Origin of the sequence: Rhodococcus rhodochrous, assembly GCF_900187265.1 — a bacterium.
In the GTDB taxonomy this organism is placed as follows: Bacteria; Actinomycetota; Actinomycetes; order Mycobacteriales; family Mycobacteriaceae; genus Rhodococcus; species Rhodococcus rhodochrous.
The window spans coordinates 2324158-2338906 of the sequence record NZ_LT906450.1; the positions used below are offsets into that span (position 1 = coordinate 2324158).

The window sequence follows — 14749 nt, forward strand, 5'->3', positions numbered from 1 at the left end:
GGCGCCGCTCGCCGTCTACACCAGGGGAGCGGCGGGTTCGATCCTCGTCGCGCCGTCGGCCACCCGGTATCCCGCGACGCGGCGCGCACCGGTGTTCGGATCCGTGCGGTCGCCGATGAAGAACCACTCCATCTGCGTCGCCTCGGGAGTCACCTCGAGCACCCCGTAACCGTGCGAATCCAGTTCGACGAACCGCACGTGCCGGTTGGCCGCGGTCGCCGTCGCCTCCAGCGCGGGCGACAGGCTCCGCGGGGGCACACCGAGCAACTCGTCGATGTTCGCCGACGTCACCGACGGAACCACGAACTCCGTGGCGACGGTGCCCGCACCCGGATAGTCGGCGGCGTCCACCGGGACGTCCATCGCCCACGAGGTGTGGATGTCGCCGGTGAGGAAGACGACGTTGCGCAGACCCGCCGCCGTGATGGTGTCCATCAACCGCCGACGGTCGGCGGTGTAGCCGTCCCACTGGTCGGTGTTGAAGGGCACACCTCCGGCCGGCACTCCCACGAGTTCGGTCAGCGCTCCGGTGGTCCGTGGATCGAGGGGCGGTAGGACGATCGGCGAGAACATCACCGAATTGCCGATCAACTGCCATCGGGTGGGGGAGGTCGCCAGGCCGGCGGTGAGCCATTCCATCTGGTCCTGTCCGGTCATCGTGCGACCCGGATCGTCGACCTGTCTCCCGCCTCCGAGAACCTGCTGGGAGCGGTAGCTCCGCAGATCCAGCATCGACAGTTCGGCGAGCCGTCCGTACCGCAGGCGCCGGTAGAGCCGACCACCGTTCGGGCGCACCGGCATCCACTCGTCGTAGGCCTGCATCGATGCGGCCTTGCGGGAGGCCCAGTCGCCCTCGAGGAGCGGATCGTGGTTCTCCGCGCCACCCGCCCACGCGTCGTTCGCAGCCTCGTGGTCGTCCCGGATCACGATCCACGGCACTTTTGAGTGCAGCGCCTGCAGGTTCGGGTCGGTCTTGTACTGCGCGTGCCGGATGCGGTAGTCGGCGAGACTCACGATCTCGTGAGTGGGCTCGTGCGTCCGGACGCCCCTGCCACCGGCGACGGGGAACTTCCCGGCCGCGTACTCGTACAGATAGTCGCCGAGGTGCATCACGGCGTCGAGATCGTCGCGTGCGGCGAGGTGGCGGTAGGAGGAGAAGAAGCCGCCTTCCCAGTCGGCGCACGAGACGACACCGAAGCGCAGGCGTCCGACCGCAGCGTCGTGCGAGGGCGCGGTGGACGTCCTGCCGGTCGGGGAGACGGTTCCGCCGACGCGGAATCGATAGAAGTAGGTCGTGTCCGGTGCGAGCCCGCGGGCGTCGACCTTGACCGTGTGGTCGGAGACGGAACTCGCCGTCACGGTCCCGCTCGCGACCACCGTGTCGAAGCTGCTGCTGCGGGCGACCTCCCAGGTGACCGGGAGGTCCGGTCCCGCACCCGAGCCGGGTGTCGCCTCCGGCGAGGGTGTCACCCGGGTCCACAGGATCACCGCGTCGGGCAAGGGATCTCCCGAGGCCACGCCGTGCGCGAAGACCGCGGGGGATGCCTGCGCGTGCTGTGTGGTCGAGGCGAAGGCCGCAGCACCCGCGGCGAGGATCGACAACCGGAGCACGGCGCGGCGGGAGACATGATCGGCGGACGGTGTCGTGGCCACGATCAAGATCCGACCACACGGTCGGTCGTCCGTCCATGTGAACGACGAACACCGCCGTCGTCCGGGCGTCGGCGCGAGCTTGTAGCGTCGGATGCGTGAGTGATCTTTTCGGGGCGAACGACCCGTCTGCCGAACCGGACGCCCTGTTCGAGGCGCCACGCGAACCGGAACCCGAGGACGAACCGCAGATCCGCCGGCAACCCGTCGCGGCCGGCGGCGCCGACGCGCCGCTCGCTGCGCGCATGCGACCGGCGAGTCTCGACGAGGTGGTCGGGCAACAGCACCTGCTCGAACCGGGGGCGCCGCTGCGGCGGCTCGTCGAGGGATCGGGTGCCGCGTCCGTGGTGCTCTACGGCCCGCCCGGTACCGGGAAGACGACCCTGGCCTCACTGATCTCCGGCGCCACCGGACGCCGGTTCGAAGCGCTGTCCGCCCTCTCGGCGGGCGTCAAGGACGTGCGTGCCGTCATCGATCTGGCACGCCGCCGCCTCACCCACGGTGAACAGACCGTGCTGTTCATCGACGAGGTCCACCGCTTCTCGAAGACCCAGCAGGACGCGTTGCTCGCCGCGGTCGAGAACCGCATCGTGCTGCTCGTCGCCGCGACGACCGAGAACCCGTCGTTCTCCGTGGTCGCCCCGCTGCTGTCGCGCTCGCTGGTGCTGCAACTGCAGCCGCTCGGGCCCGACGACATCCGGGCACTGCTCGAACGTGCGCGTACCGACGCCCGTGGACTCGCGGGGACGGTCGACATCGACGACGACGCCCTCGACCATCTCGTCCGGCTCGCCGGCGGCGACGCCCGCCGTGCTCTGACGGCGCTCGAGGCCTCCGCCGACACCGCGCTCGCCGTCTCCGGTGGCGACGCGGCCGTCATCGACCTCGCGACCGTGGAGTCGAGCATCGACGAGGCCGCCGTCCGCTACGACCGCGACGGCGACCAGCACTTCGACGTCGCGAGCGCCTTCATCAAGTCGCTGCGCGGCTCCGACGTCGACGCGGCCCTGCACTATCTGGCACGGATGATCGTCGCGGGGGAGGATCCGCGCTTCATCGCCCGGCGCCTGATGATCCAGGCGAGCGAGGAGGTGGGCATGGCCGACCCGACGGCCCTGCAGACGGCGGTCGCCGCATCGCAGGTCGTGCAGCAGGTCGGCATGCCCGAAGCCCAGCTCGCGCTCGCCCAGGCCACCATCCACATCGCCACCGCCCCCAAGTCGGGGTCCGTCACCGCCGCCCTCGGCGCCGCGATCGCCGACGTGAAGGCCGGCAAGGCCGGCCCGGTACCCGCTCACCTGCGCGACGGCCATTACCAAGGCGCGCAGAAGCTCGGCAACGCGATCGGCTACAAGTTCCCGCACGCGCACCCGGACGGCGTGCTCGCGCAGCAGTACGCCCCGGACGAGCTGGTCGGTGTCGACTACTACGAGCCGACCGGCCGTGGCGTGGAACGGGAGCTGTCGGCCCGCCTGCCCAAGCTGCGCCGCATCGTGCGCGGGGAGCGATGACGGTCCATCGAAGACCCCGCACGGCGCCACCGCACGGAAGACTCGATCGGTGCTGCCGTCCAGAAACCACTTTCGGCGGCGCGATAAGCTGAAGAACGGCCGATCGACAGGATCGACCGCCCGTCCCGGGTAGTTCACACCATCGCCAGACCACAAAAGGACCATCGACGTGCAGACCCACGAGATCCGCAGGCGCTTTCTCGATCACTTCGTGAAGGCGGGACACACCGAGGTGCCCAGCGCGTCGCTGATCCTCGCCGATCCCAACCTGCTGTTCGTCAACGCCGGCATGGTCCCCTTCGTGCCCTACTTCCTCGGCCAGCAGACCCCGCCCTACACCCGCGCCACGTCGGTGCAGAAGTGTGTGCGCACCCTCGACATCGAGGAGGTCGGCAAGACCACCCGCCACAACACCTTCTTCCAGATGGCCGGCAACTTCTCGTTCGGCGACTACTTCAAGGAAGAAGCCATCACCTTCGCGTGGTCGCTGCTCACCGGGTCCGTCGAGGACGGCGGCTACGGCATCGATCCCGAGAAGCTGTGGGCGACGGTGTATCTCGACGACGACGAGGCATTCGGGATCTGGCGCGACAAGGTCGGCGTGCCCGAGGAGCGCATCCAGCGCCGCGGCATGAAGGACAACTACTGGTCGATGGGCATCCCCGGCCCGTGCGGGCCCTGCTCCGAGATCTTCTACGACCGCGGCCCCGACTACGGCGTCGAAGGCGGCCCCGAGGCCGACGAGGACCGCTACATCGAGATCTGGAATCTCGTCTTCATGCAGAACGAGCGCGGTGAGGGCGGGGCCAAGGACGACTACCCGATCCTCGGCCCGCTGCCGAAGAAGAACATCGACACCGGCATGGGTGTCGAGCGCGTCGCCTTCCTGCTCCAGGGCGTCGAGAACGTCTACGAGACCGACCTGCTGCGCCCCGTGATCGACAAGGCCGCCGAACTCACCGGCGCCGTCTACGGCGCGAAGCACGACGACGACGTGCGTTTCCGCGTCATCGCCGACCACGCCCGCACCGCGGCGATGCTCATCGTCGACGGCGTCAACCCCGGCAACGACGGCCGCGGCTACGTGCTGCGCCGCCTGCTCCGCCGCATCGTGCGCTCGGCACGTCTGCTCGGCGCCGACAAGCCGACCATGCGCGAGTTCATGGCGGTCGTGCGCGACACCATGGCTCCGTCCTACCCCGAACTCGACACCGACTTCTCGCGCATCGAGACCGTCGCGGTGGGCGAGGAGACGGCCTTCCTCAAGACCCTCGGCACCGGCAGCAAGCTGTTCGAAGGCGCCGTCGAGACCGTGAAGTCGCAGGGGAAGAACGTGCTCGGTGGCACCGAGGCGTTCACCCTCCACGACACCTACGGGTTCCCGATCGACCTCACCCTCGAGATGGCGGCCGAGGCAGGCCTGACCGTCGACGAGGAGGGCTTTCGGTCGCTGATGGCCGAGCAGCGCCAGCGCGCCAAGGACGACGCCCGCGCCCGCAAGCACGCCCACGCCGACCTGACCGTCTACAAGGAACTCCTCGACCGCGGTCCCACCGAGTTCACCGGCTTCAGCGAGCTGGTGACCGAGGCACACGTGCTCGCCGTCATCACCGGTGGCGAGCGTCTGCACGCGGCGAGCGCGGGCCAGCAGGTCGAGCTGATCCTCGACCGCAGCCCCCTCTACGCGGAGTCCGGCGGTCAGATCGCCGACATCGGCACCATCACCGGCCCGGGCCTGAAGATCAAGGTCGACGACGTCCAGAAGATCGCCAAGCAGTTGTGGACGCACAAGGTCACGGTGCTCGAGGGTCAGGTCGTCGAAGGCGACGCCGTCCTCGTGCAGGTCGATCCCGGGTGGCGCAAGGGCGCCACCCAGGGTCACTCCGGCACCCACCTGGTCCATGCCGCGCTGCGCGAGGTGCTCGGCCCCAACGCCGTGCAGGCCGGTTCGCTCAACAAGCCCGGCTACCTGCGCTTCGACTTCTCGTGGCCGGGCGCGTTGTCCGAGCAGCAGAAGCAGGACATCGAGGCCGTCACCAACGAGGCCGTCGCGGCGAACTATCCCGTCAACACCTTCGTCACCGACCTCGACAAGGCCAAGAAGATGGGTGCGATGGCCCTGTTCGGCGAGAACTACGGCGACGAGGTCCGCGTCGTCGAGATCGGTGGCCCGTTCTCGATGGAGCTGTGCGGCGGTACGCACGTGCAGCACTCCTCGCACGTCGGCACCGTCACGCTCCTCGGTGAGCAGTCCGTCGGTTCCGGTATCCGCCGCGTCGAGGCGTACGTCGGTCTCGACTCCTACCGCCACCTGGCGAAGGAACGCGCGCTGCTCGCAGGCCTGTCCTCGACCCTGAGGGTTCCCTCCGAGGAGGTGCCCGGACGTGTCGAGGCCCTGCTCGACCGACTCAAGGCCGCCGAGAAGGAACTCGAGAAGACCCGCGCCGCGAACGTCGCCGCCGCAGCCGGAACGTACGCGGGCAAGGCGCAGCGCGTCGGTGATGTGCTCGTCGTGGCCGAGGCCGCCCCGGAGGGTGTCGTCGGCAACGACCTGCGCACGCTCGCGTCCGACGTCCGTGGCCGGCTCGGCACGGAGCCCGCCGTGGTGCTGCTTCTCGGCAACGCCGACGGCAAGGTGCCCTTCGTCGTCGCCACCAGCAAGGCCGCGCAGGAGAAGGGCATCAAGGCCGGCGACCTCGTCGCGAGCTTCGGTCCCGCGATCGGTGGTCGCGGTGGCGGCAAGCCCGACATGGCGCAGGGCGCAGGGTCGGATCCGGCCGGTATCCCGGCAGCACTCGACGCCTTCCGTGCCCGACTGAGCGAGCTGGCCGGCTGAGCGTGGCCGAAACGCCGCGCCCCGATCGTCCCGGAGAGGACGATCCCGGCCGTGGTCGCCGCATCGCAGTCGACGTCGGCAGCGTCCGGATCGGGGTCGCCTCCAGCGACCCCGACGGCATCCTCGCCACCCCCGTCGAGACGGTGCCGCGTTCGAAGGTACGCGGACCCGACGCACCCGATATCCGGCGCATCGTCGACATCGTTAGGGAATACGAGGCTGTTGAGGTTATCGTCGGGCTGCCGCAGACACTGCGCGGTGAGCCCGGCAAGGCTGCGAAACTGGCGAGCGACTTCGCGCGTCGACTTCGCCGTGCCCTACCCGACGTTCCCGTGCGCCTGGCCGACGAACGCTTCACGACGGTCACTGCGGCGCGTGCCCTCCGCGAGAGCGGGGTGAGTGCGCGAGGTGCGCGGCCGGTCATCGACCAGGCTGCCGCCGTGGCCATCTTGCAGGGTTGGTTGGACGAGCGGAGTTCGGTAGTGAACGAGTCGGGGCGTGACGCGGGGGGCAGCCGGTGAGCCGGCACGGACGACACGACGACCATTCGGAGAACGCACGGGAGGATCTGTTCGCGGATCCCTATGCCGGTGGGTACACGCAACCTCCGGTCGATCGCACCGGATCCGAGGATCCGTATCGCACGCGATCCGAGGATCCGTATCGATCCGAACCGGGTTACCGGTACGACGATCCGTACGCATCCGACCCCCACGGTCACGATGCGTACGGGCACGACCCGTACGGCGGTGGTGCGTACGAGGGCGCCCCGGGTGAGACCCCGGAGGCCCGTCGACCCGATCCGGACGATCACGAGACCACGGTCCTGAACTTCGAGCCGGGTGTGTTCGACGGCCCGCCGCCCGGCCACCCCGAACAGGGTTATCCCGAACAGGGTTATGCCGACCCGGCTTACGGCGAGCAGGGTTACGCCGAGGAGCATCAGGGGTATGTCGAGCAGGGCTACGCCGAGCAGGGCTACGGCGAGAGTTACGCAGCATCCGGGTACGAACACGCCGGACCCACCGACGCCGACGCCGGATACGCTCCGGCCGGTCACTCCGACGGGGCACCTCTCGACGGGGGGCACCTCGACGGGGGGCACCTCGACGACGAGTACCCGGGCGGGTACTCGTACGCCGCACGCGACGCGAACCGGGATGCCTACCGGGACGACGACCCCGCCGACGACGCGGTCGCAGCGGAGGAAATCACCGCCGAGCAGCGTGCGGTTCCCGCCGCAGTCGGTGGTTCGGAACGCGCCGCACGCCGCGATCCGAAGGCGCGCGGACGCAAGAAGCGCGGTCGTGTCGTGGGCGCGCTCGCCGCCGCGGTGCTCCTGCTCGTCGTCGTGGGCGGCGGTTATCTCGCCTACGACCGCTTCCTCGGCACGAACCTTCCGCCGGACTTCACCGGGCCTCCCGGGCCCGCCGTGGTCGTCCAGGTCAACCCGGGCGAAACCGCCGGGGAGATCGGCAGCGAGTTCGTCGACAAGGGGGTCGTCGCGAGTTCCGCCGCCTTCTACGAAGCGGCCGTGCAGAACCCGGGGATGAACTCGCTGCAGCCCGGCTTCTATCAGGTGGCCACCAACATCCCGGCCGTCGACGCCGTCGCCGCCCTCGTCGACCCGGCCAGCCGGGTCGGTGCGCTCGTGATCTCCGAAGGGCGGCAGCTGCACGACATCCGCGACGTCAACACCGGTGCCGTCCGCAAGGGCATCTACACACTCATCGCCGAGGCGAGCTGCCACGGCGATCCGGCCGCCGAGAACTGCGTCACCTACGAGGAACTCGACGCGGCCGGCGCCACCCCGGACCTGCAGGCGCTCGGCGTCCCGGAATGGGCGCGCGACGCGGTGGCGAACGTGCCCGACCGCAGGCGGCAACTCGAAGGCCTCATCGCCGCGGGCAGCTGGGATTTCGATCCGACGGCCGAACCCGTCGAGATCCTCGCCCGTCTCGTATCGGAGAGTGCGTCGAGCTACGACGCGACAGGGATCACCGAGGCGGCCGCACGCGTAGGCCTGACCCCGTACGAGATGCTCATCTCCGCATCGCTCGTCGAACGTGAGGCCCTGCCACAGGATTTCGCGAAGGTCGCGCGCGTGATCCTCAACCGCCTCGACATCGACCAGATGCTCCAGTTCGACTCGACCGTCAACTACGAGCTCGACGAGACCGAACTCGCGACCACCGACGCCGACCGCGCGCGGGTGACCCCCTGGAACACCTACGCCATGGTCGGTCTGCCGGCGACGCCCATCTCCTCACCGAGCATCGGCGCTCTGCAGGCGATGGAGAACCCGGAACCGGGCGAATGGATCTACTTCGTGACGATCGACGACCAGGGCACCACGCTTTTCGCGAACTCCTACGAGGAGCACCTGCAGAACACCGAACTGGCACTCGCGAGCGGGATCCTCGACAGTGGCCGCTGATCCGAAGTCGGGTGTCCGGAGGGCGGCGGTCCTCGGGAAACCCATCGCGCACTCGAAGTCGCCCCTGCTGCATCTCGCGGCGTACCGGGCACTCGGGCTGACCGAGTGGACCTACGAACGCATCGAATGCACCGGTGAACAACTGCCGGGACTCGTGTCCTCGCTCGGTGAGGAATGGGTCGGCCTGTCCGTCACGATGCCCGGCAAGTTCGCGGCACTCGAATTCGCCACCGAACGCACCGAGCGGGCGGTGAGGATCGGTTCGGCGAACACCCTCGTCCGCCTCGACGACGGATGGCGTGCCGATTGCACCGACGTCGACGGTGTGTCCGGCGCACTGCGCTCGGCCGGCGTCGGCGATCTGTCCGACGCGTCGGCGGTCGTCGTGGGCTCGGGGGGTACCGCGAGACCGGCGCTCGTCGGTCTGACCGACCTCGGTATCCGCTCGGTGACCGTGGTCGCCCGGTCCGAGGAGAAGGCTCGCGCGACGTTCGATTGTCTCGACGACGACATCGAGGCTCGGTGGTTGTCGTTCGACGCACCCGAACTCGCCCGGGTCTGCGCCGAGGCCGGTGCGCTCGTGAGCACCGTGCCCGCACCCGCGGCAGCGCCGTACGCAGAAACCCTCGCGCACGCCCCCTGCATCCTCGACGCGATCTACGACCCCTGGCCCACACCGCTGGCGACAGCGGCCGAGGCACGCGGTGTCCGCGTCGTCAGTGGTCTGCACATGCTCCTGAACCAGGCATTCGGGCAGGTCGAGCAGTTCACGGGGCTGCCCGCGCCGCGCGCGGAGATGGCGCGCGCCGTCGGGCTCGACCTGAATTCTCCGCACCCGGCCTGAGAACCCGCACGCTCCTCGATCCATAGATACGGGTGAGGGGTCCGATACCGAACAAGAATGGTCCGCAAGCACTTTCCGGCCCGTTCGCGAAGTAGTGTCGGACCCGTCCGACGGCCGTGACGGCCGTCACCGCTGTCGCCTGCGGGCCGAGAAGGAGCAACTATGAGTGCAGTGATCGTCCAGGCCGTGCGTACGCCTGTCGGCAGGAGGAACGGCGGACTGTCCGGCGTGCACCCGGCACAGCTGTCCGCCGTGGTGCTGAACGCGCTGGTCGAGCGCGCCGGCATCGATCCGTCGGTCGTCGAGGACGTCATCTGGGGTTGCGTGCAGCAGGCCGGTGAGCAGGCTATCGACATCGCCCGCACCGCGGTGCTCACGGCGGGCTGGCCGGAGTCGGTGCCCGGCGTGACCATCGACCGGCAGTGCGGCTCGAGCCAGCAGGCGCTGAACTTCGCGATCGCGAGCGTCGAAGCGGGGCACTACGACGTCGTCGTCGCCGGTGGCGTCGAGGTGATGTCGCGGGTGCCCATGGGCACCTCGACCTCCGTGGGCGGGTCGCCCTACCCCGAGGCCTTCCTCGAGCGGTACGACGGGGTGCGGCCCAACCAGGGCATCGGTGCCGAGATGATCGCCGAGAAGTGGGGCCTGAGCCGGACCGACGTGGACGCCTTCTCCGCGCGCTCGCACGAACGCGCCGCGGCCGCACAGGACGCCGGACTGTTCGCCGACCAGATCGTGCCGGTCACCACGCCGGACGGAACCGTCGTCTCGCAGGACGAGGGCATCCGCCGCGGCACCACCGTGGAGAAGCTCGCCGGCCTGAAGACCGTCTTCAAGGAGGACGGTGTCATCCACGCCGGAAACTCCTCGCAGATCTCCGACGGCTCCGCGGCGCTGCTGATCATGAGCGAAGAGGCCGCCGCGAAGTACGGTCTCACCCCGCTCGCGAAGATCCACACCGCCGTCGTGACCGGCTCCGACCCGGTCATCATGCTCACCGCACCCATCCCGGCGACGGAGAAGGCGCTCGCGAAGTCCGGTCTCACCGTCGACGAGATCGGCGTCTTCGAGGTCAACGAGGCGTTCGCTCCGGTGCCCATGGCGTGGCAGAAGGAGATCGGCGCGCCGGAGGACAAGCTCAACCCCAACGGTGGTGCGATCGCCCTCGGTCACCCGCTCGGTGGCTCCGGTGCCCGCATCCTCACCGACATGATCTTCCACATGCGCCGCAACAACCTCCGCTACGGCCTGCAGACCATGTGCGAGGGCGGCGGACAGGCCAACGCCACCATCCTCGAGCTCGTCGCGCAGTAGCCGCACCCGACGTCGTCCGCTGCCCACCCGCTGCGCCTGCGCGGGTGGGCAGCGGCTTTCTCCGCGCAGGTGTCGAATCGGCGCCCTACCGTTCGTATAGAGGGTGAGAGGCCGGAACCGCCGGCCGCCGAGGGGAAGGACCCCGACATGGCGCAGTACCTGCTGAGCATCTACCAGCCGGACGGCGAACCGCCGTCACCGGAGTTCCTCGAACCGATCATGAAGAGGGTCGAGGCGTGGCAGAACGAGATCCGGGAGGCCGGGGTCTGGGTGTTCTCCGGCGGCCTGCACCCACCGGACACGGCGACGGTCGTGCGCACGGACGAGGGGCGCACGGTGACCACCGACGGTCCGTACATCGAGGGCAAGGAGCATCTCGGCGGTTTCGACGTCATCGACGTGCCCGACCTGGACGAGGCGCTGAAGTGGGCGCGCGGTCTCGCCGACGCCACCACACTGCCCATCGAGGTGCGGCCCCTGGCGTTCGGATCCTGCGCCGGATGACGTGCACACCTCGATGACCGGGCCGTCCACCGCCGACATCGCACGTGTCTTCCGTGAGGAATACGGCCGGGCGGTCGCTGTGCTCACCCGCGTCCTCGGTGACATCGACGCCGCCGAAGACGCGGTGCAGGACGCCTTCTCGATCGCCGTCGAACGGTGGCCCGGGGAGGGGATCCCGCCGAGCCCGGCCGGGTGGATCATCACCACCGCCCGTCGCCGGGCGATCGACAGGGCGAGGCGGGAGGCCGCACGCTCGGTCAAGCACGCCGAGGCGGACCTGCTCCACCCGGCATCCGGCGTCGCGTTCGACCCCGAGGCGGTCGACTCGCCCGAAATCCCCGACGATCGCCTCCGTCTGATCTTCACCTGTTGTCACCCGGCGCTCGCGCCTGCGTCGCGAGTCGCGTTGACATTGCGGCTGCTCGGCGGGCTCACCACCGCGCAGATCGCCCGGGCCTTTCTCGTTCCCGAAACAACGATGGGGCAACGGATCTCCCGCGCCAAGCGGAAGATCCGCGACGCGCGCATCCCGTTTCGTATCCCGTCTCCGGACGAGTTTCCCGAACGCCTCGACGCGGTGCGGTCCGTGCTCTATCTCGTGTACACCGAGGGCCACACGGCGAGCACCGGACCCGAACTCGCCGACACGGACCTGTGTGCCGAGGCGGTGCGGCTGGCCCGCGTGCTGACCGGGCTCGTTCCCGGCGATCCCGAGACCACGGGACTGCTCGCCCTGATGTTGCTCGGTGAATCCCGACGCCCGGCGCGGACAGGACGCGGGGGCGAACTCGTCCTGCTCGCAGACCAGGACCGCTCGCGATGGGACCGCGCGTTGATCGACGAAGGGCAGGCGCTCGTGCGGCACACCCTGCGCTGGAACAGACCGGGGCCCTATCAGATCCAGGCCGCGATCGCCGCAGTGCACGCGGAGGCGCCCGCTTTCGAGGACACCGATTGGGCGCAGATCGTCGCGCTCTACGATCTGCTGATGGCCGCGGACCCCACCCCGGTCGTCGCGTTGCATCGGGCCGTTGCACTCGCCGAAGTGGAAGGTCCCGCAGTGGCTCTCGGGATCGTCGACCGCGTCGACCTCGAGCCGCACCACGTCTTCCATGCCGTCCGGGCCGACCTGCTCGCCCGCCTCGGCCGGATCACCGAGGCGTGTGAGACATACGCCACCGCCACGGCCCGGACGGCGAACACGATCGAACGCGCACATCTCCTGCGCCGGCGCGACGAGCTCCGGGGCTCGCTCAGGTAGCCGGTGTCGTTCCGGCCGTCGTCTCGGTCTCGGGAACCGAACGCTGCCACGGCCAACGGCCATCGATCTCCAACTGCAGCGACCAGCTCAGGAAGGTACGGATGAGCACGATGATCGCCAGTACACCCACCGACGTGAAGGTCGGAGTGACGGCGACGGTCTTGATGATGTCGGCGGCGACCAGGAATTCGAGGCCGAGCAGGATCGATCGGCCGAGATTGCGCCGGTACGGCTCGTAGATCCCCGAACCCGGTGCGCGCCGCCGCGCGGTCGCCGCGAGCCAGGTCGCCGCCAATGCGCCGATCACCATGACGCCGACTCCGACGACGTCGATGGCCGTGCCCACGTGTTCGAGCAGCGACGAAATCTCCATTCGACCAGAACCTTCCGACCGGAACCGACAGACTCCGGCAATCCTCGCAGGACGATCGCCGCGCCGTGCGGCTTTGTCCACAGGACCTGGGCCTGTCCACAGAACCGGGTCGGACACCGCGCGAACGCCCTGCCGGAGCGTGCGGGTGGGAGATGCTCCGGGTCGTGACAGGGGAGACGGGTGTGCTCGCGATGATGGTCCTCGGCGCGGGCGTGGGAGCGATCGTCCGCATGGTGGTGGGACGGACGGCCGGTCGTCGGCCGCCGCCGGGTCTGTGCAAGGCGGCATGCGCGGCAGTCGCACTCGTTGCGGTCTCGGTGACCACGGGCACCGCGGCGGCCGTCGGAGCAGCGATGTTCGGATGGTGGTGCGTGTGCCTGAGCGCCGTGGACCTGCTCGTGCGGCGTCTGCCGAACGTGCTGACCCTCGGGGGAGCGACCACGATCCTCGGCGTGGCCGCGGCGACCGGGCACGGCCGGGCGGCGTTCGCCGGTGCGTTCCTGCTCGCGGCACCGTTGTTGGTCACGCACCTCGCGGTGCCGCGGTCGATGGGTGCGGGTGACGTCAAACTCGCCCTCGGTCTCGGTGCCGTCACCGGACTCGCCGGTCCCTCGGCAGTGCTCGTCGGAGCACTGCTTCCACCTGTACTCACCGCAGGTGCGGCCCTGTTTCTGCGGCTCCGGGAGGCCGGCCGAGGGGGAGCGTGTGCCGCTCCGCGCGCGCTTCCGCACGGACCGTCGATGTGTGCCGCCGCGGCACTGGCGGTGATCTCGACGGGTTGACCAGGGGCGGCATGTCGAGGTGGCGGACGAACATGGAAGGATGGACGTGTGCTGCGTTGGATAACTGCTGGAGAATCCCATGGTCCCGCCCTCGTCGCGATGCTCGAGGGGATGGTTGCCGGAGTCGAGGTGACGTCGAACGACATCTCGGAGCAACTCGCGCGACGGCGACTGGGCTACGGCCGCGGCGCACGCATGAAGTTCGAGGCCGACAAGGTCACCGTGATCGGTGGCGTCCGGCACGGACGCACAATGGGCGGCCCGATCGCGATCGAGATCGGCAACACCGAATGGCCCAAGTGGGAGACCATCATGGCCGCCGACCCGGTCGATGCCGAACTGCTCGAAGGCCAGGCGCGCAACGCGCCGCTGACCCGTCCCCGTCCCGGCCACGCCGACTTCGCGGGCATGCTCAAGTACGGCTTCGACGATGCGCGTCCCGTCCTCGAGCGCGCGAGCGCCCGGGAGACCGCAGCACGCGTGGCGGCCGGCACCGTCGCCCGGAACTTCCTGCGCCAGGCGTTCGGCGCCGAAGTCGTCTCGCACGTCATCTCCATCGGTGCATCCGACCCCTATGTCGGCCCCGAACCCGGTGTCGACGATCTCACCGCGATCGACGCGAGCCCCGTGCGCGCCTACGACAAGGCCGCCGAGGAATCGATGATCGCCGAGATCGAGGCCGCGAAGCGCGACGGCGACACCCTCGGTGGAATCGTCGAGGTCGTGGTGCACGGGCTGCCCGTGGGCCTCGGTTCGTACGTCAGCGGTGCCGATCGCCTCGACGCGCGACTGGCCGCGGCCCTCATGGGGATCCAGGCCATCAAGGGCGTCGAGGTCGGCGACGGCTTCGAGACCGCGCGCCGCCGCGGCAGCGCCGCCCACGACGAGATGAAGCCCGGCCCCGACGGTGTGCTCCGCTCGAGCAATCGCGCCGGCGGCATCGAAGGCGGCATGACCAACGGTGAGGCCCTGCGTGTGCGGGCGGCGATGAAGCCGATCTCCACCGTGCCCCGTGCCCTGTCGACGGTCGACATGACCACCGGCGACGAGGCCGTCGCGATCCACCAGCGTTCCGATGTGTGCGCGGTGCCCGCGGCGGGTGTCGTCGCCGAGGCGATGGTCGCCCTCGTCGTCGCGCAGGCCGCTCTCGAGAAGTTCGGCGGCGACTCGCTCGCCGAGACCGTGAGCAATATCGACCACTACCTGAAGGGCATCGCGGCGCGGCCGCCGCGGTGAT

The 14749-nt window shown here is 69.6% G+C and carries 12 protein-coding genes; 10 read left to right on the forward strand and 2 right to left on the reverse strand.

The window, feature by feature from the left end:
* Positions 1-15: 15 nt before the first annotated feature.
* Positions 16-1653, reverse strand: a complete 1638-nt coding sequence (locus CKW34_RS10650; RefSeq protein ID WP_059381502.1) for an alkaline phosphatase D family protein — start codon at positions 1651-1653, stop codon at positions 16-18.
* A gap of 95 nt (positions 1654-1748) precedes the next feature.
* Here CKW34_RS10650 and CKW34_RS10655 point away from each other — a divergent pair, with 95 nt between their 5' ends.
* From CKW34_RS10655 to CKW34_RS10690, 8 genes are all read left to right on the forward strand, one after another.
* Positions 1749-3161: a replication-associated recombination protein A gene (locus CKW34_RS10655; protein WP_059381351.1), complete on the forward strand. Its 1413-nt coding sequence runs from the start codon at positions 1749-1751 to the stop codon at positions 3159-3161.
* A 169-nt stretch (positions 3162-3330) separates the two neighbouring features.
* Positions 3331-5997: an alanine--tRNA ligase gene (gene alaS / locus CKW34_RS10660; protein WP_059381352.1), complete on the forward strand. Its 2667-nt coding sequence runs from the start codon at positions 3331-3333 to the stop codon at positions 5995-5997.
* 2 nt (positions 5998-5999) lie between these two features.
* Positions 6000-6518 (forward strand): Holliday junction resolvase RuvX, encoded by a 519-nt coding sequence (gene ruvX, locus CKW34_RS10665; RefSeq protein ID WP_059381353.1) that lies wholly within the window; start codon positions 6000-6002, stop codon positions 6516-6518.
* Positions 6515-8434: an endolytic transglycosylase MltG gene (locus CKW34_RS10670; protein WP_059381354.1), complete on the forward strand. Its 1920-nt coding sequence runs from the start codon at positions 6515-6517 to the stop codon at positions 8432-8434. The genes ruvX and CKW34_RS10670 overlap by 4 nt, the downstream gene beginning before the upstream one ends.
* Complete coding sequence (locus CKW34_RS10675) at positions 8424-9278, forward strand: shikimate dehydrogenase (protein ID WP_059381355.1); 855 nt, start codon at positions 8424-8426, stop codon at positions 9276-9278. Before CKW34_RS10670 ends, CKW34_RS10675 begins: the two co-directional genes overlap by 11 nt.
* A gap of 162 nt (positions 9279-9440) precedes the next feature.
* Complete coding sequence (locus tag CKW34_RS10680) at positions 9441-10592, forward strand: thiolase family protein (protein WP_059381356.1); 1152 nt, start codon at positions 9441-9443, stop codon at positions 10590-10592.
* A gap of 147 nt (positions 10593-10739) precedes the next feature.
* Positions 10740-11096, forward strand: a complete 357-nt coding sequence (locus CKW34_RS10685) for a YciI family protein (protein WP_059381357.1) — start codon at positions 10740-10742, stop codon at positions 11094-11096.
* 13 nt (positions 11097-11109) lie between these two features.
* Entirely contained in the window at positions 11110-12357 is a 1248-nt protein-coding gene (locus CKW34_RS10690) for an RNA polymerase sigma factor (protein WP_059381503.1), read from the forward strand.
* On the opposite strand, the gene CKW34_RS10695 is transcribed toward CKW34_RS10690, so the two are convergent.
* Positions 12350-12730, reverse strand: a complete 381-nt coding sequence (locus CKW34_RS10695; RefSeq protein ID WP_059381358.1) for a DUF1622 domain-containing protein — start codon at positions 12728-12730, stop codon at positions 12350-12352. The two genes, CKW34_RS10690 and CKW34_RS10695, sit on opposite strands and share 8 nt — an antisense overlap.
* Before the next feature lie 152 nt (positions 12731-12882).
* Here CKW34_RS10695 and CKW34_RS10700 point away from each other — a divergent pair, with 152 nt between their 5' ends.
* Entirely contained in the window at positions 12883-13512 is a 630-nt protein-coding gene (locus CKW34_RS10700; protein ID WP_059381359.1) for a prepilin peptidase, read from the forward strand.
* 48 nt (positions 13513-13560) lie between these two features.
* Positions 13561-14748 (forward strand): chorismate synthase, encoded by a 1188-nt coding sequence (gene aroC, locus CKW34_RS10705; protein WP_059381360.1) that lies wholly within the window; start codon positions 13561-13563, stop codon positions 14746-14748.
* Position 14749: the final 1 nt, after the last annotated feature.